At 45.2% G+C, this 26,488-nt stretch carries 23 protein-coding genes and 1 pseudogene; 9 read left to right on the top strand and 15 right to left on the bottom strand.

Annotation, left to right across the window (positions count from 1 at the left end; all coding sequences use genetic code 11):
- Positions 1-67: 67 nt before the first annotated feature.
- Complete coding sequence (locus HFV01_RS24800) at positions 68-232, bottom strand: ubiquitin conjugating protein (RefSeq protein ID WP_231296442.1); 165 nt, start codon at positions 230-232, stop codon at positions 68-70.
- 110 nt (positions 233-342) lie between these two features.
- Positions 343-1,047: a uracil-DNA glycosylase gene (locus HFV01_RS24795; RefSeq protein WP_006621922.1), complete on the bottom strand. Its 705-nt coding sequence runs from the start codon at positions 1,045-1,047 to the stop codon at positions 343-345.
- A gap of 57 nt (positions 1,048-1,104) precedes the next feature.
- Here HFV01_RS24795 and HFV01_RS24790 point away from each other — a divergent pair, with 57 nt between their 5' ends.
- Positions 1,105-1,821 (top strand): phosphoribosyltransferase, encoded by a 717-nt coding sequence (locus HFV01_RS24790; RefSeq protein ID WP_006621921.1) that lies wholly within the window; start codon positions 1,105-1,107, stop codon positions 1,819-1,821.
- Positions 1,822-1,879: 58 nt separating this feature from the next.
- Here HFV01_RS24790 and HFV01_RS31250 read toward each other — a convergent pair whose 3' ends face one another.
- The 4 genes from HFV01_RS31250 to HFV01_RS24775 are packed head-to-tail and all read right to left on the bottom strand — an operon-like array spanning position 1,880 to position 5,097.
- Complete coding sequence (locus HFV01_RS31250; RefSeq protein WP_006621920.1) at positions 1,880-2,308, bottom strand: hypothetical protein; 429 nt, start codon at positions 2,306-2,308, stop codon at positions 1,880-1,882.
- A 25-nt stretch (positions 2,309-2,333) separates the two neighbouring features.
- Complete coding sequence (locus HFV01_RS31245) at positions 2,334-3,032, bottom strand: hypothetical protein (protein WP_006621919.1); 699 nt, start codon at positions 3,030-3,032, stop codon at positions 2,334-2,336.
- A complete protein-coding gene (yhdJ, locus tag HFV01_RS24780) occupies positions 3,013-3,900 on the bottom strand; it encodes an adenine-specific DNA-methyltransferase (protein WP_006668885.1) in 888 nt (295 codons plus the stop codon). The genes HFV01_RS31245 and yhdJ overlap by 20 nt, the downstream gene beginning before the upstream one ends.
- Positions 3,901-3,921: 21 nt before the next feature.
- Positions 3,922-5,097 (bottom strand): aminotransferase class V-fold PLP-dependent enzyme, encoded by a 1,176-nt coding sequence (locus tag HFV01_RS24775; protein WP_193520473.1) that lies wholly within the window; start codon positions 5,095-5,097, stop codon positions 3,922-3,924.
- Positions 5,098-5,224: 127 nt separating this feature from the next.
- On the opposite strand from HFV01_RS24775, the gene HFV01_RS24770 reads away from it, so the two are divergent.
- A complete protein-coding gene (locus tag HFV01_RS24770; protein ID WP_193520472.1) occupies positions 5,225-6,784 on the top strand; it encodes a TM0106 family RecB-like putative nuclease in 1,560 nt (519 codons plus the stop codon).
- A 22-nt stretch (positions 6,785-6,806) separates the two neighbouring features.
- Entirely contained in the window at positions 6,807-7,268 is a 462-nt protein-coding gene (locus HFV01_RS24765; protein ID WP_006621915.1) for a nitrate reductase associated protein, read from the top strand.
- Here HFV01_RS24765 and hypE read toward each other — a convergent pair.
- On the bottom strand, positions 7,251-8,297 hold the full coding sequence (hypE, locus tag HFV01_RS24760; protein ID WP_006621914.1) for a hydrogenase expression/formation protein HypE: 1,047 nt from the start codon (positions 8,295-8,297) through the stop codon (positions 7,251-7,253). The genes HFV01_RS24765 and hypE overlap by 18 nt on opposite strands.
- Before the next feature lie 61 nt (positions 8,298-8,358).
- Between hypE and HFV01_RS24755 the strand changes: the two genes are divergently transcribed.
- Together HFV01_RS24755 and HFV01_RS24750 are read left to right on the top strand one after the other, a co-directional pair.
- Complete coding sequence (locus tag HFV01_RS24755; protein ID WP_006668883.1) at positions 8,359-8,841, top strand: hypothetical protein; 483 nt, start codon at positions 8,359-8,361, stop codon at positions 8,839-8,841.
- 1 nt (position 8,842) lies between these two features.
- The gene (locus tag HFV01_RS24750) at positions 8,843-9,283 is read left to right on the top strand and encodes a hypothetical protein (protein ID WP_006621912.1); all 441 of its coding nucleotides are present in this window, start codon (positions 8,843-8,845) and stop codon (positions 9,281-9,283) included.
- A gap of 354 nt (positions 9,284-9,637) precedes the next feature.
- Here HFV01_RS24750 and hypD read toward each other — a convergent pair whose 3' ends face one another.
- The 8 genes from hypD to HFV01_RS24710 all read right to left on the bottom strand — a co-directional run bounded on the left by hypD (position 9,638) and on the right by HFV01_RS24710 (position 20,959).
- Complete coding sequence (gene hypD / locus HFV01_RS24745; protein ID WP_006621911.1) at positions 9,638-10,744, bottom strand: hydrogenase formation protein HypD; 1,107 nt, start codon at positions 10,742-10,744, stop codon at positions 9,638-9,640.
- Positions 10,745-10,874: 130 nt separating this feature from the next.
- The gene (locus HFV01_RS24740; RefSeq protein ID WP_193520471.1) at positions 10,875-11,942 is read right to left on the bottom strand and encodes an amino acid ABC transporter substrate-binding protein; all 1,068 of its coding nucleotides are present in this window, start codon (positions 11,940-11,942) and stop codon (positions 10,875-10,877) included.
- Between the two features lie 312 nt (positions 11,943-12,254).
- The gene (locus HFV01_RS24735) at positions 12,255-12,485 is read right to left on the bottom strand and encodes a hypothetical protein (protein WP_006668881.1); all 231 of its coding nucleotides are present in this window, start codon (positions 12,483-12,485) and stop codon (positions 12,255-12,257) included.
- A 314-nt stretch (positions 12,486-12,799) separates the two neighbouring features.
- Positions 12,800-13,198: a hypothetical protein gene (locus HFV01_RS24730; RefSeq protein WP_006668879.1), complete on the bottom strand. Its 399-nt coding sequence runs from the start codon at positions 13,196-13,198 to the stop codon at positions 12,800-12,802.
- A gap of 14 nt (positions 13,199-13,212) precedes the next feature.
- Positions 13,213-14,205, bottom strand: coding sequence for a protein translocase subunit SecF (secF, locus tag HFV01_RS24725; protein ID WP_006621904.1), 993 nt, complete (start codon positions 14,203-14,205; stop codon positions 13,213-13,215).
- A gap of 57 nt (positions 14,206-14,262) precedes the next feature.
- On the bottom strand, positions 14,263-15,654 hold the full coding sequence (gene secD / locus HFV01_RS24720) for a protein translocase subunit SecD (RefSeq protein ID WP_006621903.1): 1,392 nt from the start codon (positions 15,652-15,654) through the stop codon (positions 14,263-14,265).
- A gap of 127 nt (positions 15,655-15,781) precedes the next feature.
- A complete protein-coding gene (locus HFV01_RS24715) occupies positions 15,782-16,765 on the bottom strand; it encodes an alpha-ketoacid dehydrogenase subunit beta (RefSeq protein ID WP_006621902.1) in 984 nt (327 codons plus the stop codon).
- 2,571 nt (positions 16,766-19,336) lie between these two features.
- The gene (locus tag HFV01_RS24710; RefSeq protein ID WP_008056673.1) at positions 19,337-20,959 is read right to left on the bottom strand and encodes an adenylate/guanylate cyclase domain-containing protein; all 1,623 of its coding nucleotides are present in this window, start codon (positions 20,957-20,959) and stop codon (positions 19,337-19,339) included.
- A 116-nt stretch (positions 20,960-21,075) separates the two neighbouring features.
- On the opposite strand from HFV01_RS24710, the pseudogene recF reads away from it, so the two are divergent.
- The 4 genes and pseudogenes from recF to HFV01_RS24690 all read left to right on the top strand — a co-directional run bounded on the left by recF (position 21,076) and on the right by HFV01_RS24690 (position 26,333).
- A pseudogene (gene recF / locus HFV01_RS24705) lies at positions 21,076-22,216 on the top strand (DNA replication/repair protein RecF).
- A gap of 92 nt (positions 22,217-22,308) precedes the next feature.
- Positions 22,309-22,677, top strand: a complete 369-nt coding sequence (locus HFV01_RS24700; protein WP_006621897.1) for a hypothetical protein — start codon at positions 22,309-22,311, stop codon at positions 22,675-22,677.
- A 197-nt stretch (positions 22,678-22,874) separates the two neighbouring features.
- The gene (locus HFV01_RS24695) at positions 22,875-23,480 is read left to right on the top strand and encodes a TIGR02117 family protein (protein WP_006668873.1); all 606 of its coding nucleotides are present in this window, start codon (positions 22,875-22,877) and stop codon (positions 23,478-23,480) included.
- Positions 23,481-23,732: 252 nt separating this feature from the next.
- The gene (locus HFV01_RS24690) at positions 23,733-26,333 is read left to right on the top strand and encodes a PAS domain S-box protein (RefSeq protein ID WP_006668872.1); all 2,601 of its coding nucleotides are present in this window, start codon (positions 23,733-23,735) and stop codon (positions 26,331-26,333) included.
- The last annotated feature ends 155 nt before the right edge of the window (positions 26,334-26,488 follow it).

Raw genomic sequence — 26,488 nt, 5'->3', positions numbered from 1 at the left:
CAATAGGTCTAAAAATCGACCCCGCTTTCAACCCCAAAACTCGTGCATCGCCAGTTTTATTTTGTGGTCAGATAATAATTATAACCGCCACATAATCAGGGTTGTAGCCTTGATTTTGGGAAATAGACAGAGGAACCCCTTGGGTGCGATTTCCTAGAGAATAGCATAACCCCCATAATCTCGTCAACTTTTGGCGAGGTATTTGCCCTAAAATTGTATCAATTCTTAACAATATTTTAAAAATCAAATTTATCTAGCCGTATAAATTAGCAAAATTTATGTAATTTTCAGATTTGAGAACAATTAATAGAGGGTGTAGGTGTGGGGAGGTTTATATTCAAATTAATGTGATTGGATCTCATTTAACCTCTGACGTACTGCTTGCATATCCTGCCACATTAACCATTTAGGTTTACCAACATCTCGGGAGGAATTTCTGAGTAGGTATGCGGGGTGAAAAATCGGCATACATTGACGACCTTCCCACTGAAACCACTGACCGCGAATTTTAGTAATCGGGCGTTTATCTCCTAGAAGAGACTTAACTGCAGTCGCCCCCGTGAGGAGGATAATTTGAGGATTAATGAGGCGGATTTGTTCTAATAGATAAGGCTTACAGGCTTGGAGTTCTGAAGCGGTTGGGGTGCGATTTTCCGGGGGACGACAGCGGATAGCATTAGAAATATAAACTTCGGTATCTGTACTAAGTCCTACGGAGTCTAAAATCTTATCAAGAAGCTGTCCAGATCTACCCACAAAAGGAAGACCTTGTTCATCTTCATGTTGTCCTGGTGCTTCTCCGATAATCATAATGGGGGCGGTGGGGTTCCCACGACCAATCACAGCATGAGTGCGGTTTTTTCCCAGTTGACAGCGCGAGCACCTATTACAATGATCAGCAATTTGTGCAAGAGTTTGATAGGTTCCCGGCGGTATGGGAGTATGAGCATTTTTGGGAATTTCTTCTAGGTCAAAATCTACGGACTCAGGGTCTTGATTAAGACTAGGAATATCGAAAAGGCTGAGTTGTTGGTCTTGGTTAGACATGAATTTCTAAGTAAAAGTTCAAATCCTGGTATATGCTGAACTGGGATAGTTGCAACTATGAGCCACACCAGTCATTATATATCTAACGGGACTGCTAAGGATGAACCGATTATGTTCCCTAACCCACTATTTCGCGATCGCACCCATGCCGGGGAGGAACTAGCTCAGGTAGTTATTGATAAGATTACCACCGACTCCCCTGGGGCTATGAGTCCGTTGGTGTATGCTTTACCGAGGGGGGGTTTACCCGTGGCTGAACCGATAGCCCGCCGTTTGGCTTGTCCCCTCAGTGTAATTGTGGCTAAAAAAATCACCCAGCCAGATAATCCCGAGTTAGCATTAGGGGCTGTTACTGCTGATGGTTATGTGATTTGGTCTAACCGTCGTCCTAGCCAGTTTTGGGAAAGCCATTCTATTCTGCGTGACGCACAAGAAAAAGCCTATAGTCAATGGCAGGAATTCGCCACCTATTGTCCTTCTAATTCGGTTAAGGATAATTTAATTATAGTAGTTGATGATGGTATTGCTACGGGTATGACTATGGTAGCGGCGATTAAGGCTTTGCGATCGCAAAAACCCGGCGCTATTTGGATTTGTGTTCCCCTCGCACCTATCGAGTTAGTCAATTCTTTACAACAGTTATGCGATCGACTAATTATCCTAGCCACACCAGAAGTTTTCCTGAGTGTTAGCCGTTTTTATCAGGAATTTGACCAGGTGGAAACTACTATAGCGATCGCCTGTCTTCAGCAGCAAACAGAATGGTTATCTTAGATTTTGATATGGGAGGCAATAATTATCATCATCTCACAGTTTTTACCCAGATACTTGATTAAATTAGTCTACCCTCATCTTGATAATTAATCAGATCATTTTCCTCAGTTTCCAGGTGAAACTCAATACGACTTTGTATAACTATTTCCTCAATTACATCTGGTGCTTTTCCTTGTGTTAAAACTGCATCAAAACGGTGCATCAGTTCGGGGATATTGATGACTTCTTCTATAGACTCTAAATATCTTTGAACAATAGCTTTTATATGATATTTAGCTGTAGCTTGTTTCTTAACTTGATCTAAAACTTCCTCCGGTGGCTGTTCAGTTTTCACAACAAAGGTAATAGGGTATCTCTGTACTTTATCGATATCTAAGAAATATTTACCAGCATCAATAGTTTCTGTCACTTGGAAGAATTTACCTAGGGGTTTCATCACAAAATCTATACCACCATCATTCGCATTAGTTCTACCAGTTTTATACAAAATTAAGTATTCAGTATTTAGACTATTAGGAGACCCAGTAGATTTTTTGCTCTCCGTAATACTGTTTTAAAATCGCATAACTCACAATTTCAAACACTCTGGCATCTACATCCTTGTTTAAAAAACTGCGAATAAACTCAATAGCTTGTAAAGGGTCTTGGTTATGAATCTCAATCATCTGTTTACAATAGATAATAAACTGACTAAAAGACTGTCTTCTGGCTATCACAAAAGCATCTATAATATCTATGATTGCCTCAGCAATGTTGATTTGATTACCATTGATAGAAACCTGAAGCAGATTTTCATTTATCCAGTATCTATTAGTTTTTGTATCTCTGATTACCGGTACATAAGATAAAGTGGGGAAGTATTTTTTAAACTCCTGATTTAGTCGATGATTCAGGGCATGATTTTGCAGTTTATTCCCAAAGGGAAGTTGTCTTTGTCTCTGTAAAAGATTAATAAACTGAGCCCCTTCATAATCATCATAGCCACCTCTAATGTGAAATTTATTATTGAGATAGTCTTCAACTAATACATAGATAGCATAGTGGTTAGCAAATCCAGCCCGTGATTTAGAACCTCGATTAGCAGCTTTGGTTTTAATATTGAGATATTGCAATAACTCACTATTTATCAAAACTTGCTCTCCCTGATTGGGAAAATGAGAATTGAGAATTTCGATAATCTTTAGAGTGAATTCATGCTGTAGTATCGGCATCAAAAATACTGGGTTGAATGAATTGATTTGTAGGAAAATTGGTATTTTGTTTAGTCTGATTTTTCGCGGGTGGTAGTAGCTTTTCTCCTTGGTATTCTTGCCATCCTAAAACCCGCCTTAGACCAATTTTAAGATATTCTTCTTGAGATTCTATACTCATAGAAATTCGTCCTAAGCGTTTAGCTACGGCTGCAGTGGTAAAAGTTCCAGCAAAGGGATCAAGTACCAAATCATGTGTGTTGGTACTTGCTAGAATAATTCTTTCTAACAATGATTCTGGTTTCTGTGCTGGATGATTTTCATATTCTGCCATGCGATACCTTACACGGGGAAAATACCAGACATTACCAGGCACTTTTTCACTGTTGTATTGAGTAGGTACTGGTTTTCTATAATCAATTAATTTACGTTGTGCGCCAGTCTTGGCTTCCACTTTAATATCGGCTGAATTGAAAATATAATTTTTCTGGTCTTTCACGCAATGAAGTATGGGTTCATACATAGACCCAAAATATTTCTTTGCTTGCACTCCAGAACTATCATAATGCCAGACAATACGACTAAGAATTGACATTTTTTGCCGCAAGTAAATATCAAAGTATGGCATAGATTGAGTGCTGGTCATTACATATAATGTTCCGTTAGGTTTCAATACCCTGACACATTCATCAAGCCATTGATATGACCAATTGATATAATCTTCTTCGGAATTCCATTGGTCATGAAACTTGGAAAATTTCTTCCCTATATTGTAGGGAGGATCTGCAAAAATCAGATTCACAGAATTAGCTGCAATTTGACTAGATAAAATCTGAATTGCATCTCCATGAAATATAGTATTTCTATCATCTTGATACCGTTGAAACATAAGGATATATCGCCTTTAAAATTAGCCGCCACCCGATATTTTAGCCAGACAAGTAATCAGTTCATCAATTTCTGATGGCTGAGTGAAATAATGAACGCAGGCGCGAATACAGTCGGGGTCGAGGATAGTTCGCACTAAAATATTTTCCGATTCTAAGGCTCTGACTATCTGTGGGTGGGGGAGACTTTGGGTAACTTTAAATGATACTAAACCCGATTCTGGTGGAGAAGTGCGTAAACAATCAATTTGGGGAAGTTCTGATAAACGTTCCCATAGGTATTGGCTAAGATTACAAATTTGTTGATAACGTTCGGTGGCAGTTCCCCATTGGTTATGAATAGCGATCGCCTCTCGTAAACCCACCATCAAAGGATAAGCTGAGGTGGCTATTTCATAGCGTCTTCCGTCAGATTTCCAATTAGTCGGTGTTCCCCTTTCGTCAACTTCAATACCCCGCCACCCGATAAAAGTAGGACTCAGATCTGATACAGCATCAGGACTGACATATAAACCCCCTAAACCCTCTGGACCACATAACCATTTATGACCCGTAAAACCATAAAAATCTACTCCAGATTCCGCTAAATTTAACGGCAGAACCCCTACAGACTGCGCCGCATCCACCAATACCCTAACCCCTCCTGAAGCGGCTTTACAGGCTTGCATAATCGCGGTGAGAGGCAAAACCTGTCCTGTATTCCATAAGATATGACTAATTACTACCAGGCGAGTGTTGGATTTGATTCGAGATGCGATCGCCTCTACCGGATCACCCTCATTTAAAGTCTCTAACAGGGGACAGACAGATACCTCTATCTGAAACCGCCGCACCAATTCCCCCACCGTGGCCACTACCCCTGGGTGTTCACAATCCGAGATTAATAGATGATCTCCTCGTTGCCAATCAATCCCCCATAGGGCAATATTACAGCCTACGGTCACATCTTCCGTCAGGGTAATAGTTGCAGATTGTACCCCTAACTCAGAGGCGATCGCCTCCCGTGTTAAGCCTAACTCCTGCTGAACCCAGCTATTTACCTTTTGGGAAAAAGGACCACACTCCTGGACAAACTGATAGGATTTGATAATCTTATCCATCGAGACTTGTGGCAAGGGTCCCTGTCCCCCATAGTTAAAATATGCCTTATTCTCCAAAGCTGGAAAATGTTGTCGGTGGGTTTCTAATGACTTGTTCATGGGTATCAGATATCGCCTTATGATCCACTTTTACCACGAATTTTCAACAACTAACCCATCTACATCAGAATTGGTGCTACCATAGCCTATAATCATAAATTTACCTTGCCCATCCTCAACAATATTAATGCTGATCGAAGATCAACAGCTTCTATTTTACCAACGTTGCGATCGACGGGCCTTTTTAGATGTCTACGGCGATCGCACCCTGAAAGAACCCCCTAGCGACTTTCTCCTGAAATTGATAGCTGATAGCGTCACCTATCGAAAAACTCTCATTGCCGATCGCATTTATTCACAGCCTAAATATCCCCCACAAGACTGGGAAGCCGGAATGCAAGCTACCCTAGAATTGATGCGGCAGGGAGTAGATTATATTTACCGTGGGGTGTTATTATATCATAGCCATTCCTCCGATTCTGCTTATGGCGATCGCTCCTTTTTTGACCAACTCCCTGAACAGGTAAGTTATCTCAGTCGCCCAGATTTGTTAGTCAAAAAACCTGGGGCTTCCCAGTTTGGTGATTGGCTATATATCCCCCAAGATATCCGCCTAGGAAAACGTCCGAAACTTGATTATCAAATTGTAGCCGTATTTCATGGGGAAATATTGGCGGCGATTCAAGGGGTAATGCCAGAAGAAGTGGTGCTACTATTACGCGATCGCGGTGCTTATTCCGTAGACCTCAAACAGCGACTTCCTCAAATGCGGGAAATTGTCCAGGATTATCTGACTCTGATCAAAAACGCTCAGGAACCGGATATTTTTATCAGTCGCCAAAAATGCAGTCTCTGTCAATGGTATACTAACTGCCATGATATTGCTAAATCCCAAAAAAATATCTGTTTATTACCAGGAATTACCCCCATTCGTCAAACTCGCCTTAATAGTTTAAATTTGACCAGTGTTGAGTCTCTCGCACAAACTCAACCCGAAATCCTCCAAACTTATCCAGAGTTTGATAATGGTGTCGCTGTCCAAGTAATTAGGCAAGCTGAATCTGTTTGGAAAAATCAAGCCATTCTCAAGCAAAATATTGATGATATTATTAATGTTAAACTATCGACAAAAACCAGCCATAAATATCTGCCAGATCCCTTTTGGTTACAATCACCTGTAGAACTATATTTTGATATTGAAGCACAGCCGGATCTAAACTTAGATTATCTTCATGGTGTGTTGGTAGTTGATAGGCGATCGCAAAGGGAAAAATTCTATCCCTTATTAGCCGAAACTACCGCCGATGAACAAATAGCCTGGGAGCATTTTTTAACCCTCGTGTGGCGATATCCCATTGCGCCAATTTTCCACTTTTGCGACTATGAAGCCAAAACTATTAGCCGTTTGGCTAAACTGTATCAGACTCCATCTTATTTGTGGCGACCTTTGATTAAACGCTTAGTTGATGTTCATTATCAAATTGTAGAAACCGTCACATTACCTGTGGAAAGCTACGCCTTAAAATCGATCGCACGCTGGATGGGTTTTGAGTGGCGAGATGCTAAGGCTAATGGCGCGCAATGTGTTTGTTGGTATGAGGAATGGTTAAAAACAGGCGATCGCACTTTATTAGATGCGATCGTTCGTTATAATGAAGATGATTGTCGCGCTACCTATCACGTTAGACGGTGGTTAGCTGATTTTATCCAAAGTCAATCTGTTGGCGCAGAAGTCAATTTTTTGTAGGTCAACTTCTAATAGGTAAATAATGAGTCACTTGTTTAAATTTGAGGATGATTTTGTCTCTTCTCTACGCTGTATTCCTATGGCGGTTCGCTACAAACTCGATACCTGTGGGGTTAAATTAAAACTAGCCCACTGGAATCAATTTCCCCTGTCGGTGCGTCAACAATTAGTACAACAGCCAACCGAAACCCAAGACGATATTAATACCTATCGTAATTTACTGCAAGATTTCGCGAGTAAATATACAGATATACCCCTAAAAGATTTGCCAGTTGATTCACAGCCAGCTTGGTTAGATGCTAGTCAAGTTCCTGAAGCCGTCCAAAATAAAGCCGCCGAAACCCATTTACAAATTTCTGTAGAACAGTGGGAAAAACTCACACCTATCCAGCGTTTTGCATTGATTAAACTCAGTCGTTCTAACCATGAAAACGCCAACTTTATTCCAGCCATGAAAGAGTTTAACTTAACAGATGCGGGGTAGTTGTTCCCCACTGAGTAAGTCAACAATGCGAGTCGATCCGATTTTACTTCGCATAGTCACTAATCCCCCAGCTTTGTCTTGAACTTGACCAATCACAGACGCTTGGGGATTTTTGGCAGTTAAAATTGAGCAGGTTTTTTCAACATCCTTAGCAGGTATAAAAGCCACAAAACGACCTTCATTCGCTACATAAATAGGGTCAAAACCCAGAATTTCACAGGCTCCTTGGACATCTTCCCGGATGGGTAGTTGATTCTCGTCTATTTCCATTTGTAAGTTACTGGCTGTCGCTATTTCATGTAAAGCACTAGCTAAACCACCTCTAGTTAAATCCCGCAAACAGTGAATTTCTACCCCTGCATTTAATAATTCTAAAACCAGGTCAGCCACTGGTGCAGAATCACTCTCAATTGTGGTTTCAAATTCCAACCCTTCACGCACTGCCATAATAGCAATACCATGACGACCTAAATCACCACTAACTAAGATGATATCACCTGGCTGTACAGACTCAGGACAAATCCTTAATTCATGTTCAATAATTCCAATTCCTGCTGTATTAATAAATATGCCATCTCCCTTGCCGCGATCTACTACTTTGGTGTCCCCGGTAACAATCTGAATATCAGCCCCTTTAGCTGCCATTTGCATCCTTTGAATGATTTGCCATAAAGTGGTCATGGGTAGTCCTTCTTCGAGGATAAATCCCACGCTAAGATATAAAGGACGCGCCCCCGCCATAGCTAAATCATTCACAGTTCCATAAATTGCCATTGAACCGATATCTCCCCCTGGAAAAAATAGGGGATTAACCACATAAGAATCTGTGGTCATTGCGATTTTTTTGCCCGTTAAAGTCAGGGTGGTTGCATCATGGGGAATATCTGATGATGTGCCGAAGGCGGGACGAAACATTTGCTCAATTAATTGATTCATTAATCGTCCACCACCACCGTGGGCTAATAAAACTTGGGGATAGTTGTCAATGGGAATAGGACAGGTTAAATTAAAGTCGGGGTTGCTTTCCATGGGTTAATTAATTGGCTGAAATTTGCTGTTGCTCAGATGTTCTTGTATAATATACAATATCGTGATAACTGTTAAAGACACTGTGGCTGATAAATTTTACAGCTATCCCCGATTTTGGATCTATACTATCACTTTATTTTTGGGCTATACTGTGGCTGGGTGGTTCCTGGCGGCGTTTGAGGTTCCCTGGTTGGTGTGGTTAATCACTTTCGCGGTTATCCTACATTTGGCTAAGGTCGGGGAAGAAGCTATTGTTTTGGCGAATGCTTGGCTAGTGTTGATTATGTTTATTGGCACTATTCTCAAGACATGGCCAACGGTGTGGCTGCCAGATTTACCATTCCAAAATGCACCCCTTTGGGCGATGATTTTAATGGGATTATGGGCTTTTTCTATACTGCTAATTATGGCTTTAGCATGGGGTCGCACTATCCTATCTACGGTGGGTTTAAATGACGATCGCCTTTTTTATATACTACTGGGTATCCCGGGGGTCGCTTTCATAGTCGGTTCGGTAATTTTTCGCTTAGGTTGGATGATTTAATATGAACAGGAAATCTCAACAATATCCGAGAAATTTACCTCGGATTCAACCCCCAAATGCTGATGAATATTTACAAAAAATGACTCCCGAAGTTTTGGCAAGTTTTAACCCCCAACAACTGGCAGAAATTCGGCAAACTTTAGATGCAGCTATACCCCAACCTTCCTCGAAAATTGTCGATCTGAGATTTACTGTCGATTTGATTATAGATCGGTTTTATGTGGTGGTTTTCGTGGGTAAGGAACGCCGACAAAAAAAGCGATCGCCTTTCTTTACCCAAGCCCATAAAATTGCTAATATCATAGCCGCTTCCTTATTGCTCATCGGCTTAAACCTGATGATTAGTGCTATCATATTTCTGCTGCTATATTTAATCAAATCAGCTTTAGGAATTGACTTATTTCCAGGGGAACACCTGATAGACATTTTACCTATCAATTAAAATTTTAATCCTCACTTTATAATTGGTCTGGTGCGTCAGTCATCAATTATCGGGTTTTTCTCCTGGTTTTCCCTGTCTGACGCACCCTACTATATAATTGGTCTAATAATCTAATACCTTTCCAAGTAATTCCCCCGTGGGGTAGGGCGGGTTTATTAATATCGTCGTGGGGAATTGAGAATTGACAGCAGAACGCGCCCCTACAATAATTAATTATTAATTATTAATTATTAATTATTAATTAATTCTGATTTAGGGTGAGGGTAATATTTTAAGCTATTTCCGAACAAGTATTCTGGTGCGTCAGAAATAAATTATCGGGTTTTTCTGATGGTTTCTGGTGTCTGACGCACCCTACTGTAATAACTCGGTTTCTCCCTGGTGGCGGTAACGATAATAGGCGGCGCAAGCGCCTTCCGAAGAAACCATGGGCGCACCGAGGGGATGTTCTGGTTTACAGCGGCTTCCAAAGGCGGGACACTGATGGGGTTTTTTGATTCCCTGCATAATTTCACCGCTGATACATTCGCTATAATTATCCGGTTGTGGCGGTGACAAATTAAACCGATTTTCTGCGTCAAATTCCGCGTAGGGCGATCGCAACCCTAAACCACTTTCGGAAATTTCTCCTATGCCGCGCCATTGACGATTGACTACTTCAAATACTTGTGATATAATGGTTTGTGCCGTCTTATTTCCCTCTCTTTGTACCGAACGAGTGTATTGATTTTCTAATGTAGCTTGTCCCTCTTCTAGCTGTTTAATACATAGATAAATCCCCTGAAGAATATCTACAGGTTCAAAACCAGTCACAACAATGGGAATATTATATTTTTTTACAATCGGCTCATATTCAGTGTATCCCATCACTGTGCAAACATGACCAGCCGCTAAAAACCCCTGTACTAGACAGTTATAACTAGATAAAATAGCCGCGATCGCCGGAGGAACTAACACATGAGAAACCAGCATCGAAAAATTCTCAATTGAGAGTTCTTTGGCTTGATAAACCGCCATAGCTGTAGCGGGTGCTGTAGTTTCAAAGCCGACCGCCAAAAATACCACCTGTTTGTCGGGGTTATTCTGAGCAATTTTTAAACTATCTAAAGGGGAATAAACGATGCGAATATCTCCCCCCATAGCCTTAACTGAAAGCAAGTCTTTTTCGGTTCCAGGGACTCGTAACATATCCCCAAAGGAACAGAGAATAGTATTAGGAAGGGTGGCTATTTCAACAGCGCGATCAATCATGTGAATGGGAGTCACACAGACGGGACATCCAGGGCCATGAATTAAAGTAATTTGTTCAGGTAATAACTTGTCAATGCCATATTTAACAATGGAGTGGGTTTGTCCCCCACAAATTTCCATGATTGTCCAGGGTTGGCTAGTAATAGATGCGATCGCCTGAGCGTATTTTTGGGACAATTCCAAATCCCGATACTCATCCACAAATTTCATCTTGATATGTCCCCATAAGCTGCTGTGATGTTATTCAGCTTGACCATGATAGATGAAAGGTGGATCAGTTTTGGTAGTCGAAAAAACCGCCTCAACTAATAAGATCCTACCCTTCACCTAATTTTTGTCATTAACGGAATGGTGGAGAAAAGAGTAAACCCCCATTAGTCCATAGCTCATTTTCATTGCGAGGAAGATTAAACTGGGAACCTGCGCCTAAATTGCGATCGTAAACTTCCGCATAGTTTCCGACGTGCCTAATCACCCTAGCAGCAAAATCATTAGTTAAACCCATTCCTGTACCTAAATCCCCTTCCACGCCAAGAAAACGGCGAATGGTAGGATTCTCGCTAGTTTGGGCAATTTCTTCGACATTAGCTTGAGTAATTCCTAGTTCTTCGGCTTCAAACAAAGCAAATGTCACCCATTTGACGGTATCAAACCAAGCTGAGTCATTATTGAGGGTTACAGGTCCGAGGGGTTCCTTAGACATAGTAACATCCAGGATAATATGATCATTGGGGTTGGGAAGGGTGCTGCGACGAGCGAGGAGTTGAGATTTATCAGAGGTCATACCTTCACAACGACCCTCAGCATAAGCCGCATAGGCGGGGTCAGCCTGTTGGAATGTCACGGTCTCAAAGGTGATACCCCGTTCGCGCATATTATCAGTAAGATTAAGTTCGGTGGTAGTTCCCGCTTCTACACAGACGGCGCGATCCTGAAAATCTTCTAAGCTGGTAATTCCACTATCTGCGCGAACCATCATACCCTGACCATCATGGAATGTGGTAGGGGCAAATTCCATCCCTACAGATGTATCACGGCTGAGAGTCCAGGTAGTATTGCGCGAAAGCATATCTACTTCCCCGGCTCTCATGGCTTCAAAACGTTCTGTGGAATCTAAGTTCCGATACTGAACTGCATTAGGGTCATCAAATAAGGCTGCTGCTACGGCTTTACAGACATCTACATCTAAGCCAGAGTATTCGCCACTCTGATCAACAAAACTGAAGCCAGGAATACCACCATCTACCCCACAAATGAGGACTCCTCGGTTTTTGACAACATTTAGGCGACTTTGACCGCTGCCTCCGGCGGCTGGTCCGTCAGAACCTGGAGATCCTCCGGGTTCACAAGCTGTGAGTGATAAGGCTGACAAGCAACTTACCAATAATAGAAAACCCTGTTTACGCATAGTTTTTGAATTGTCTTTGAATCGGTTTACATATCGCCACTAAGCCACCCAATATTAAGGTTTGCACCTATGAGGGAGACTTAGGAGAAGAGGGAGAGCCCAATTAATTTGCCATCCTACTACAGGACTACCTTACAACAGCCTGAGAAGGGAGTTGACAATTTTCATAAACTTACCTTAATTTGGCGATATCGTTCGTGGACAATTTCAAGGGAGTTTGACATAAATTGGCTATATATCGCGATCTTCGGGGAAATTGTGGGGGGGTAATATATAGAGCGATCGCACACTATACTCCGTCCCTATTGAATATTAAGCCATTGATTCCCCAGACAGACGAGCCTCGGCTAGGTCACGAATTAGAGATATACGAGAGTTGATATACTCATCCAACATATCCACCTCCTGACCATTGATGCTTGACTGACTCTTTAGGCGACCCATCAAGCACTGAACCAGGCTATCATCATCCAGACTAACTAAATGTGAAGGTTGGGTATTTTCAACTAAAGACCAAAGTTGACGGAGCATTGTTGGAGTCATAAGACCTCCTTATGGTTTGTTCATTTTCTCCCCAAAGCCGGGAGTGGGTGAGCGTCTTAGATATGCAGCCTGTTCACACTAATCTTAAATTTGTGGTGGCCGCCTTTATTTTTTCTTTATAGTCTCAACCATAACTCAAATTCGCCTGATCAAACATCAAATTACACAAGATTTCACATGATTTACAAATCTCTTAACCAACTGAAGCATAACTTGACATAAAGGGTTAATTGTAATAATTTATACAAACTTATGGCAGATAATTCTCAGAGAGTCTTCTAGTGGTAGCTGATCTGCTCAGTTATGGAGGCTAATTATTTATAATTATTAATTACCCACCGCCACAGGGGATGAGTCGAACCCTGTTGGCGAATTTTGAGGACTTGTCTTTCTAGGCGTTGGCGATAACGAAGGGGGAAACCCATAAGAATGTTGCGACTTTGCCAAAGTAAGGTGCTGGTAGTCATGCCTACACATATACCTAAACCGATCGCAGATAGGCGATTATGAAATAGGCCGTGGCGGACTGTAGCCCAGGTAAAATGTTCCATGAGTAGGGAAATGTCCGATCGCATTCCCCACAAACTCAGTGAGCCAATAACCAACCATAATAGGATAATCACCAGCCAGCGACTCCAAATTATCAACTCATGGAGTCGTTTCATTTGAGTTTTCAGGACTGGATCATCTAATGAGGGTTCAGGATAGGACATGGGACTGTAATTATTTATTTTTCCCTAGACACTGGCTGAGGTTCATCATTAGGGACGATGGTTGACTTAGACGCTTTGCGATCGCGCCACCAACCCAGGAGGGTACTAGCAATAAAAATACTAGAGTAGGAACCTGCAATAAAACCTATAATCAGGGTGAGGGCAAAATATTTGAGAGTTTCCCCGCCAAACAGGAAAATGCAAAACAGGGGTAGGATGGTGGTAACTGTGGTATTGATAGAGCGCGCCAAGGTTTGGTTAACGGCATTATCAACGACTTCCCCGGTAGAAGCGTCGGGCATTTGTTTCAAGATTTCCCGGATGCGATCGTAAATTACCACGGTGTCATTAACAGAAAACCCGATAATTGTCAAGAGGGCTACTAAAAATAGGGTATCGGCTTCTAAGCCAAAAACCAGACCGAAAATGGAGAATATCCCCATAGTCAGAAAAACATCATGGAATAGGGCGACAAATGCAAATACTGCATAGTCAAACTGGAACCGGAAAGTTAGATAGACGGTAATTCCGGCGAAAGCGACGAGTAAGGCTTGGAGTCCAGAAATAAAGATTTGACGGCCGAGAGTTGGTCCCACGGTGTCGATTTGGGTAGCGAGGGGGTCAAAAACTCCGATCGCCTCTCGCAAGGCGGCTTCTAGCTGAGTTCGTTCATCAACATTGAGGTTTTTAGTGCGAACGGAAACAATTTGGCGATCGCGTTGAATGGGGTCTTTATCCAAAAGTTGAATGGAACTGCTACCCAAGTCCTGAGCCTGCAAAACTTCCCGCACCTGGTCAATCTCAATGGGGCCATCACAATTACCGGGAACAGTGCAATCAAGTTCCAACTGGAGGCGAGTTCCTCCCACAAAGTCTAGTCCGGGGCGTATGGGTGAGCCAATATCAGGATTAGTCCAGGAAATTAACATCGCCACTATTCCGGCGAGGATAACCGCCGCCGAAATCATCCACCAAAGCGATCGCCGTTTTGTCACACTAAAAGTCATAGTTTCAGATCAAGCCATAATTTAGGGGCAACACAAGAGTTGAGAAAACCATCAAACCTAATTAGTCTTAGGGAGATTTGGACAAAACAATTCAGGCTTGCGGAACTCAGGTAAACTAATCACGGTAAACATGAGAGTGCGGCTAAAGGTAACAGCGGTAAACATACTCACAGCCACCCCCAAACCGAGGGTAAGGGCAAATCCCTTCACCAGTCCAGTTCCCAGCCAGAACAGAGCGGCACAAGCAATACCAGTGGTAACATTTCCATCCAGGATACTGCCAAAAGCCCGATAAAAACCAGACTCGACGGAACGATAGAGGGTTTTTCCGGCTCGGAGTTCTTCCCGGGTGCGTTCAAAAATCAGGACGTTAGCATCAACAGCCATACCGATACTAAGGATAAACCCAGCAATTCCCGGTAGGGTAAGGGTAACTCCCAAGAGGGCAAAAATGGCTAGGGTAAATAAGGCGTAAACCACCAAAGCCACATCAGCGATCGCTCCTGGTAGGCGATAATAAGCCACCATAAAAATTAGCACCAAAATCAAGCCGCCACTGCCGGCATAAATACTGCGCTGAATGCTATCACGTCCCAGAGTTGCACCGACGGTGCGGTTTTCGACAATTTCCACCGGAACCGGAAGCGCTCCCCCTCGCAATTGTACGGCGAGATCATTAGCTTCGGCGGCGCTAAAATTGCCGGTAATTACGGCACTTCCCCCGGTAATTCCGGTATCGGCAAATTCCACGGAAACGGTGGGAGAACTTAACAGACTGTCATCTAAAAAGATGCCAATGGTGCGTCCTGTCCCGGCTAAGTTTTTGGTAAGTTCAGCAAAATTTCTGCCGCCTTCACTATTAAAGCGCAGGACAATTTCCCAACCATTCCCCCCTTGAGTGGGTTGGGGGAAGGCATCTTGTAGCTGCTGGCCGCGAATTATGGGTTCTTTATAGAATGAGGCGATCGCCTGATTACTTTCATTGAGTTGTTGGAGGAGTTGTTCGAGTCTATCATCGTCTCCGGTGGCGATCGCCTGTCTTAAATCAGCATCTAATGCTCGATTAACCTGTATTTCCGCAAAAAGCTCTCCCTCAGTCCCCGGTCTTTGCTCCCGGAAATCCAACTGAGCCGTCCCTCCCAAAACCCGTTCCGCTTGTTCTGGGTCACTGACACCGGGGAGTTGCACCAGAATCTGATCATCTCCTACAGTTTGCACCACAGCCTCAGAAACACCCAAACCGTTGACACGGTTTTCGATGACACTCTGAACCCCCTCCAAAACCCGCTCATCAATGCGTGGCACATCATCGGAGGTTTGCAACTGAATTGTGAGTTGAGAACCACCCCGCAAGTCTAGTCCCAGGCGAATAGGAACCCGGACCAAAATAATCAGGGAAGTGATGACCAGGAGTAAGATCAGGAAAAGGAGCGATCGCTGTTTTCGCATACTGAATTCAAAATCAGGGATAACGACTCATTTTATCATTAAAATCCGATCCCACGCCGAACTACCAGGAAAGCCATGGAACTTCACCCCAACTCAACCCAGAAGTCCAGACGCGGAACCCATTAAGCTATACCTGGTGGGATAACATCTTCTGAACCGCCTCCAGAACCTGTTCCGGCTGTACAATCGTCAACCTTTCCAACATCCCGTTATAGGGGGTAGGGATATCCTGGGAGGAAAGCCGCAACACAGGAGCATCAAGTTCATCAAAGAAATTATCATTAATCGAGGCCGTCAGTTCCGCCCCAATTCCCCCGGTTTTCATGCACTCTTCCACAATAATCACACGGTGAGTTTTCCGAATCGACTCGCCAATGGTATTCAGGTCTAAAGGCTTGAGGGAAATTAAATCAATCACCTCTGGGTCAAAACCCTGTTTCACCATAGCCGGAACCGCCTGCATTACATGATGGCGCATCCGAGAGTAGGTAAGAATCGTGACATCTTTACCCGATCGCACAATTTCCGCCTGGTCAATAGGAACCAAATATTCCTCTTCCGGTAGATCTTCCTTGAGGTTATACAGCAGGACGTGCTCAAAGAACAAAACCGGGTTATCATCCCGAATTGCCGATTTGAGTAGACCCTTAGCATTATAGGGCGTAGAACAGGCGACAATTTTTAGACCCGGAACCGCTTGGAAATAGGACTCTAGGCGTTGAGAGTGTTCGGCTCCCAATTGACGACCCACCCCGCCGGGTCCACGAATTACCAAAGGCATTTTAAAGTTACCCCCGGAAGTGTAGCGCAGCATTCCACCATTATTAGCAATTTGGTTGAAAGCCAGCAGCAGGAATCCCATGTTCATCCCTTCGATTATGGGTCGCAGTCCGGTCATAGCGGCACCAACTGCCATCCCTGTGAAACTATTTTCAGCAATGGGGGTATCGAGAACTCGCAGATCCCCATATTTCTTATGCAAGTCTTTGGTCACTTTGTAGGAACCACCATAGTGACCTACATCTTCCCCTAGAACCAATACAGCAGGATCGCGAGCCATTTCTTCGTCAGTGGCTTGACGCAGTGCATTAAAAAGTAGAGTCTGTGCCATGAAGATTATCCGAGTATAGTGGATTAATTATTTTAACCAGGGAAGGCGACACAAATATAGAGTAGGCGCGACTCTGTAGGGGCGGGTGCTAGAGCAGCCACGGGAGAAACCAGCCCACTGAAAGCGATCGCCCTAACCTAACCCTAACCCTAACCCACGATTCCCACGGCCAGTAGGGGCGGGTGCTAGAGCAGCCACGGGAGAAACCAGCCCACTAGCTGCACCCGCCCTAACCCACGATTCCCACCGCCAGTAGGGGCGGGTGCTAGAGCAGCCACGGGAGAAACCAGCCCACTGAAAGCGATCGCCCTAACCCACGATTCCCACGGCCAGTAGGGGCGGGTGCTAGAGCAGCCACGGGAGAAACCAGCCCACTAGCTGCACCCGCCCTAACCCACGATTCCCACGGCCAGTAGGGGCGGGTGCTAGAGCAGCCACGGGAGAAACCAGCCCACTAGCTGCACCCGCCCTAACCCACGATTCCCACCGCCAGTAGGGGCGGGTGCTAGAGCAGCCACGGGAGAAACCAGCCAACTAGCTGCACCCGCCCTAACCCACGATTCCCACCGCCAGTAGGGGCGGGTGCTAGAGCAGCCACGGGAGAAACCAGCCAACTAGCTGCACCCGCCCTAACCCACGATTCCCACCGCCAGTAGGGGCGGGTGCTAGAGCAGCCACGGGAGAAACCAGCCCACTGAAAGCGATCGCCCTAACCCACGATTCCCACCGCCAGTAGGGGCGGGTGCTAGAGCAGCCACGGGAGAAACCAGCCAACTAGCTGCACCCGCCCTAACCCACGATTCCCACCGCCAGTAGGGGCGGGTGCTAGAGCAGCCACGGGAGAAACCAGCCCACTAGCTGCACCCGCCCTAACCCACGATTCCCACCGCCAGTAGGGGCGGGTGCTAGAGCAGCCACGGGAGAAACCAGCCCACTAGCTGCACCCGCCCTAACCCACGATTCCCACGGCCAGTAGGGGCGGGTGCTAGAGCAGCCACGGGAGAAACCAGCCCACTAGCTGCACCCGCCCTAACCCACGATTCCCACGACCAGTAGGGGCGGGTGCTAGAGCAGCCACGGGAGAAACCAGCCCACTAGCTGCACCCGCCCTAACCCACGATTCCCACGGCCAGTAGGGGCGGGTGCTAGAGCAGCCACGGGAGAAACCAGCCAACTAGCTGCACCCGCCCTAACCTAACCCTAAACCTAACCCACGATTCCCACCGCCAGTAGGGGCGGGTGCTAGAGCAGCCACGGGAGAAACCAGCCAACTAGCTGCACCCGCCCTAACCCACGATTCCCACGGCCAGTAGGGGCGGGTGCTAGAGCAGCCACGGGAGAAACCAGCCCACTGAAAGCGATCGCCCTAACCTAACCCTAACCCTAACCCACGATTCCCACGGCCAGTAGGGGCGGGTGCTAGAGCAGCCACGGGAGAAACCAGCCAACTAGCTGCACCCGCCCTAACCCACGATTCCCACCGCCAGTAGGGGCGGGTGCTAGAGCAGCCACGGGAGAAACCAGCCCACTAGCTGCACCCGCCCTAACCCACGATTCCCACCGCCAGTAGGGGCGGGTGCTAGAGCAGCCACGGGAGAAACCAGCCAACTAGCTGCACCCGCCCTAACCCACGATTCCCACCGCCAGTAGGGGCGGGTGCTAGAGCAGCCACGGGAGAAACCAGCCAACTAGCTGCACCCGCCCTAACCCACGATTCCCACGGCCAGTAGGGGCGGGTGCTAGAGCAGCCACGGGAGAAACCAGCCCACTAGCTGCACCCGCCCTAACCCACGATTCCCACCGCCAGTAGGGGCGGGTGCTAGAGCAGCCACGGGAGAAACCAGCCCACTAGCTGCACCCGCCCTAACCCACGATTCCCACGGCCAGTAGGGGCGGGTGCTAGAGCAGCCACGGGAGAAACCAGCCCACTGAAAGCGATCGCCCTAACCCACGATTCCCACCGCCAGTAGGGGCGGGTGCTAGAGCAGCCACGGGAGAAACCAGCCCACTAGCTGCACCCGCCCTAACCCACGATTCCCACGGCCAGTAGGGGCGGGTGCTAGAGCAGCCACGGGAGAAACCAGCCAACTAGCTGCACCCGCCCTAACCCACGATTCCCACGGCCAGTAGGGGCGGGTGCTAGAGCAGCCACGGGAGAAACCAGCCCACTGAAAGCGATCGCCCTAACCCACGATTCCCACGGCCAGTAGGGGCGGGTGCTAGAGCAGCCACGGGAGAAACCAGCCAACTAGCTGCACCCGCCCTAACCCACGATTCCCACGGCCAGTAGGGGCGGGTGCTAGAGCAGCCACGGGAGAAACCAGCCCACTGAAAGCGATCGCCCTAACCCACGATTCCCACCGCCAGTAGGGGCGGGTGCTAGAGCAGCCACGGGAGAAACCAGCCAACTAGCTGCACCCGCCCTAACCCACGATTCCCACCAGCCCACTGAAAGCGATCGCCCTAACCCACGATTCCCACCAGCCCACTGAAAGCGATCGCCCTAATAGGGGGGATATAGGCGCTTTGTGAGTTCGTCCCCGGTCATATCAACGGGTAATAGTCGCCAGATTATAGGGAAATGGTATGAACTTCTTCCCAATGAAGACGGTAAAGCTGGAGGGCTTGATCCTTACCTTTCACTCGAATATGGGGCATTTTTTCCAGGGGGAAACTATGGTCGCCCAGTTGCTTAAATGTACTTGCCGAAATCATAATTTCTCCGGCTTGGGCGGCACTACAAATGCGGCTGGCAACGTTCATAGTATCACCAATATGGGCGTATTGAATTAATCGCTCAGAACCTATATTTCCGGCCGCTACGAGTCCGGTATTTAAGCCTATGTGAATTTGCAAAGGTTCCGCATAATCCTTAGTCCAGCGATCGTTCATGCGGCGGACAGCCCATTGCATATCAATGGCTGCTTTAACTGCTCTTTCCACATCATCTTTGCGGGCGTAGGGAGCGCCCCAAACGGCTACTAAAGCATCACCGATATATTTTTCTAAGGTTCCTTGATAGGGGAAAACAATATCCTCTACCATGACTTTAAAGTATTCATTCAACATAGATATTACTTGGCGGGGTTCCAGGCGAGAAGACATTTGCGTAAAGCGAGTAATATCAGAAAATAAGGCGGTAACTTCAGCTTCGATAATTTCTAGTTTGCCTTCTTCCCGTAGTTTGCGACTCACCGCCGGAGCAAAAAATTGCTCTAGTTTGTTACGCATTACCGCTTCTTCCTGCATTTTTTTGCGCAGTTCGGCGTTGTCGATCGCAATAGCCGCTTGATTGGCTAAAGTGCTTAAAAACTCCACATCTTCATTAGAATAAACATCAGACATCGATAGATTATCTACATATAAAACCCCAATTACTTTGTCTCTGGGTTTGAGAGGAACGCACACGGAAGCATGAATACCCTGGTAAATAATTGACTCGCAATCCTGAAAACGCTCGTCTACATGGGCATCTGAAGTTAAGATGGCGTTCCCAGTTTCTAGGACTGTATTAGTAATACTTTTACTATAAAAATATTCATCCTCTAACACTTGAGAACGATAACGAACTGCTTTTTCTTCGATTGCTTTAGTTTTGTTATTTACTAATAAAATTGCCGCGCGGTCAACCCCCATAATTTTAAACAGTAAATCTAGGATTTTATCAAGTAGTTTATTCGTGGATTCTGGAGATGATAATTGTTGGCTAACATCTAATAATATTTTGAGTTTATCTACGGCTCGTAAATGGGTATCGGATGACCGCAGATTAAGAACTGAGTGACGATCTCGTTCTTCGGGTTCCAATAAATCCTGCATCCCAATCATATCTGAACGGGGAGAAAACTGGGTAACTACAGCCGTGGGCGATCGCTCAATACGGGGAGACTTTTGGGAGGAGGTGACACCGGAGGCGACAAATTTTAACACCACCCTCCCTAAGCGGAGTACATCTCCATCTTTGAGTTGACAATTTTGGATCATGGCTTCATTGACAAACACATGATTACTGCTGTTGCGATCGCTCACAGTTACCCGGTTGTCCTGAACCTCAATCACGGCGTGTTGTCGGGACAGACTCATATCTGTAATACAGATAGTATTATCCCGGCTACGCCCGATGGTATTGACACCGCGCATTAACTCATAAGTGACCGGACTCGATGTATCGGGGTTATAGATTAGATATGGCACGTTTGCTCAAGTTTAGTTAAGATAACATAGTGAAGATCGTCCCTGATGTGGCAGCAGAAAGAATTTATCTGGTTAGATGAGACAATTAAGACCGGATCTTTTTTTCTCCTGACTCTATGTATCTGAAAACGCTACATCTCCGACAGTTTCGCAACTACGAAGCTCAAGACGTGGCGTTTGATGCTCCCAAAACTATTTTAGTGGGCAACAACGCTCAAGGCAAATCCAATCTACTCGAAGCCGTCGAATTGCTGTCTACCCTCAAAAGTCATCGGGTTAACCGCGATCGCGATCTGGTTTTGGACAATCATGCGATCGCCCAAATTACTGCTACCCTTGAGCGTGATAGTGGTACACTTGACCTGGCTTTGACTTTGAGGAGTCAAGGTCGCCGAACAGTTGCCATCAATGGTCAATCGGTCAAACGTCATCTTGATTTTCTCAGTATCCTTAATGTTGTCCAGTTTTCTAGTCTGGATTTGGATCTTGTGCGCGGTAGTCCCGCTGAACGCCGCCACTGGCTTGATCGGCTTCTGATTCAACTAGAACCAGTTTATGCCTATATGTTAGATCAATATAACCGGGTGTTGCGACAACGTAATGCTTTGTTAAAACGGGGACCCATGGCAGGAACTACCCCGGAAGAATTAGCCGTTTGGGATGCTCAATTGGCAGTGGCTGGGGCGCGGGTACTCCGTCGCCGCTGATCGCGTTATTGAAAGGCTCGAACCTTTAGCGCGGATGTGGCATCAAAGTATTAGTGGCAGTAGGGAAACCCTGAATATCACCTATCAGCCTAACATTGAACCCCCTTCTAAACAACAACAGAGGTGGTCTCGGTGGCCTCCTGAACAGGTACAACAGGCATTTTTGACCAAAATTAGCACCAGAGCGATCGCCGAACGTTCTCAAGGGTTGACTCTAGTGGGTCCACACCGTGATGATGTCATTTTTACCATTAACCAAACTCCCGCCCGCCAATATGGATCATCCGGTCAGCAGCGGACTTTGGTTTTAGCCCTCAAGTTGGCGGAATTGCAACTCATTGAGTCCGTCATCGGTGAACCCCCTTTACTTCTGTTGGACGATGTACTAGCAGAACTTGACCCCCATCGCCAAAATCAGCTTCTACAAGCCATCTCTGAGCGATTTCAAACTCTGATTACTACTACCCATTTAGGCGCTTTTGACCATCAGTGGTTGCAACAAAGCCAAATTCTCATGGTGGAACAAGGTAAAATTACTGATTTTTTCTGATTTTGCCAAATTTGATACCACCCAAAATCAAAATTAGCTGCTAACATATCTATCTAATGTTTTGTAGACCACTATTATCATACTGATTCAACATGAAGCGACTTTCTGTATTAGCATCTGCTATGGCGATCGCCACCATTTCCTTGACTGCTACTGCGACTACCGCTTGTGTGTTCAGCAGCAAAGGTCAAGCTAATGAAGGGGCTGCAACTACTAAGTTGACCTCTTTCTGGCATAATATGAGCCTTTTTAAATCCGACTATAAAGCGATCGCAGCCATTGCTGGTGTCGCTGGGTTGGCTGCCGCTGGTGGGGCTTATGCCTATCGCCGGATGGCTATTTCTACCCAACACCCAGAAGCCCCTGGCGGTTCCCTGGATCTTAATGATGACATCATTACCGAAAATACTGCGATCGAAGCCGAACAGCCCACCGAATCAGAAGTGGTTGCTGTCAAATAACTTGACCTCAATTCCAGTTTAGGACAGTACAATTATGGGGTGTGATTTACTCGCACCCCTTTTTCGCGCCCCTCCATCCTTAATCACCTTGCCCCTCAATCAACCCCTTCACAGTGAAGATTATATCTAAGCTAAAATTCCCCGCAAAAGCTAAATATAAAATTATCACCATCCTGGCATTTTTGATATGTTTAATCATGCCATTATTTTTGCCTTATTTCTGGATTTTACCCTCGCAAAAAAGTTGTGATATAACCATTTATATAACCGGAAATATATTACATACAGATATCTTGGTGCCAGTGGAAACCTCCGTATTTGACTGGCATCAGTTTATCGACTTATCAGAAGTTGGGAGACAAACCTCTGGCAATTATCGATATCTAGCCATGGGTTGGGGCGATCGCCAAGTTTACCTAGAATCTCCGACCTTCGCGGATTTACAATTAACAACCGCCCTGAAAGCATTATTTATACCTACTCCATCAGTTTTGCGAGTTCAAGTATATCAGACCCTCCCAGTAGCACAAGATTTACAACCCCTTAATATCAGTGAGGATAATTACTTAAAATTGGTCGATTTTCTGCAAAATTCCTTTAAACTTGACTCCGCCGGAAATCCCATCAGAATCGGCTATGGTTATGGTATCAGAGACAGTTTTTATGAAGCCCAAGGTGTTTATTCCCTCCTCAGACATTGCAATACATGGATAGCAGAAGCATTACGGACCGCCCGGGTGCAAACCCCACGCCACCCTAGCTTACCCATTTTGCTACTCCCGAAAGCTAGAAGCAATTGTTAAATTACCTACCTCCTAGGGTAGATAAAAGTTAAATGTTGTCCGATTAAGATGATGTTTTGGTTAAAACTAGCGGGTATATCTCGGCATTAATTTGGGGATGCCCCACCAGGGGATACTTGGCAAAAAAAATATTTTGGTTTTATCTCAGAAAAACTGTATTTTTTCAGGACTCAAGCTATAATTTCCTCAAGACCAGATGCTAGAGAAAGTGGTTGCAAATTTAAGTCGCCGATGACATCAAGGGAAAATCAAATGTCCGACAATGAAAATTGGTCCAGTAATGGTGTATACTTGACCGTTAACGATAGCTTATCCAATAATTCTTGTGATTGTGATTATTCAGAAGTGGAACCGACCAACCATCTGCAAGGGGAACTTGCCGAATTACGTCGTCATGTAGTCCAACTGCAACAGGAAAATCACAGTCTGAGGCAAAAATTACAGCAGCAGAAAATTAATGTGATTGCCAATCACTCCAATTCCATAAATTGTGACCACCTGTTACAGATGGTAATTGATTATGTTCCTCAAGCCGTTTTTTGGAAAGACTGTAACTCTGTTTACTTGGGATGTAACCGTCAATTTGCGGAGAAAGTCGGATTACAAGACCCCAGAGAAATTGTGGGTAAAACTGATGATGATTTACCTTGGACTCCTCAAGAGGCTAAATTGTATCAGGAATTCGATCGCCAAGTTATATCCTCAAAATCGCCTCAAATCAAAGTCAGAGGAACCCGCCACCTAGTCCAAGGAAAAGAAATTCTGGTCGAAACTACCAAAATTCCCCTTGATAATCACCAGGGAAATATAGTTGGAGTGTTGGGAATATTAGATGATATTAGCGATCGCCTACAACAAGAGGAACTACTCAAACAGCGACTCGCCGCCATTGAAGCCAGCACCGACGGTATCGCCTTACAAAATTCCGAGGGAGTATTTACCTATGTTAACCGTGCTTATTTAGAAATGTTCGGCTACAGCCAAGCTGAAGAGATTTTAGGCAAAACTTGGCAGGAATTATATGATGGGGATGAGATAGAATATATCCGGCGAGAAGTCTCTCCCGTCTTTGCTGCTGAAAATGAATGGCAAGGAGAACTCCGTAGTCGTCGCCAAGATGGTAGTTTCTTCATCCAGGAGATGTCTGTAACTAAAAGTGCCGCTGGGGTGGTGTGTATTTGCCGTGATGTTACCGAACGCAAACAGGCTGAAGCTACCTTAATGCTTTATAAACAGGCTGTGGAAAGCTCTAGTGATGCGATCGCTATGGCTGATGCACAGTGGAATCACTTTTATCAAAATCCCGCCTTTTCTGAGATGTTTGGGTGTGAAACCCCAGAAGAATTTAACCAAGTATTTGGGGGGATATCTGGCGCTTATACTGACCCGCAAATTCCCCGACAAATTTTTGCGGTCATTAGCCAAGGCAAAAACTGGGTGGGTGAAGTCGAACACCGCGCTAAAAATAACCGTGTCTTTCAGGTGTTACTGCGTGCTAGTGCTATCAAAGATGGTCGGGGTAATGTTTTGGGTGCTGTAGCATCTTTAAATGATATTACATCCCGGAAAAAAGCCGAAGCCAGCCTGCGGGAAATCACCTCCGATCTTCAGGAAGCCCAGGAATTAGCCCATATTGGTAATTGGGAATTGGATATCGATACTGGGGAACTTACTTGGTCTGATGAGGTATTTAGGATTTTGGGCTTAGACCAGACCTTGGGTATACCTTCCGTAGAGCAATGTCTGCAATGCTATCACCCCGAAGATAGACCATTGGTTGAGAAAGCCCTAGCAGAAACTCGCAATAATGGAACTACTTGTCAGGCAGAAGCCAGAATTATCAAGGATGAAAACTCAGTTAGCTATGTTCATATTAAGTTTAAAGCCATTTTGAATCACGATAACCAAATTGTCAGCCTGTTTGGGACGATTATGGATATTACTGAGCGGAAACGGGCGGAAATTCACCTCCAACAACAGACCGAGAAACTAGAAAAAGCCTTAACTAAACTCAAACGCACCCAAACCCAACTAATTCAGAGCGAGAAAATGTCTGGCTTGGGACAAATGGTGGCCGGGGTGGCTCATGAAATTAATAATCCCGTGGGATTTATTGTTGGTAATGTGCCTCACCTGGAAGAATATACCCAGGATTTACTGTTGCTAATTGAATCCTATCGACAATATTATACAGAACCACCATTGGCAATTACAGAATTAATCGAAGAGATTGATCTCAATTTTTTAATTACTGATATTCCTCAGTTGATTAATTCCATTCAGAATGGTGCTAAAAGGATTCAGGAAATTGTTAACTCCCTGCAAAGTTTTTCCCGATTGAATGAGTCGGCAATTAAGGAAATAGACCTTCATCAGGGGATTGATAGCACTTTGATGGTCTTGACAAGTCGCCTCCGACCCTTACCTGGAGAGCGGGAAATTGTGGTGATTAAAAATTACGGTGATTTGCCTAAAGTTGAATGCTATGCTGGCCAGATAAATCAGGTGTTTTTGCATATCTTTAATAATGCTATTGATGCCCTAAAAAGCTCCGAATGTCAGCAATCTGCTAAGGAACCTACACTGACAATTACTACTGGTTTAACTAAAAATAACCTGGCATTTATTCGCATTGCTGATAATGGAGTGGGTATACCTGAAGAGTTGCGATCGCGCATTTTTGACCCATTCTTTACCACTAAGCCTGTGGGTCAGGGGACTGGGTTGGGTCTATCCGTTAGCTATCAAATTGTCGTCGATTTGCACAAAGGGAAGTTAAACTGCACATCAGAACCAGGTGTGGGTTCGGAGTTCTGTATTCAGATCCCCATACATAGCGAATATAACACCTAGAACCTGTATCAATATAGCCAAGCCGGGGAGTTTGGGCAGTTCCGCATCCCTCCGGCTAATGGCTAGAGTATCTTAAACAAAAGCCTGATGCCCCAACTCTAACATATTCATCGGAAAATTGGGTTGTTGATCACATAATCTTCACAATTGCTGTT

Origin of the sequence: Limnospira fusiformis SAG 85.79 (assembly GCF_012516315.1) — a bacterium.
Taxonomy (GTDB): Bacteria; Cyanobacteriota; Cyanobacteriia; order Cyanobacteriales; family Microcoleaceae; genus Limnospira; species Limnospira fusiformis.
The sequence above is the reverse complement of the archived record's forward strand: the minus strand, read 5'-3'. Positions and strand labels throughout refer to the sequence as shown.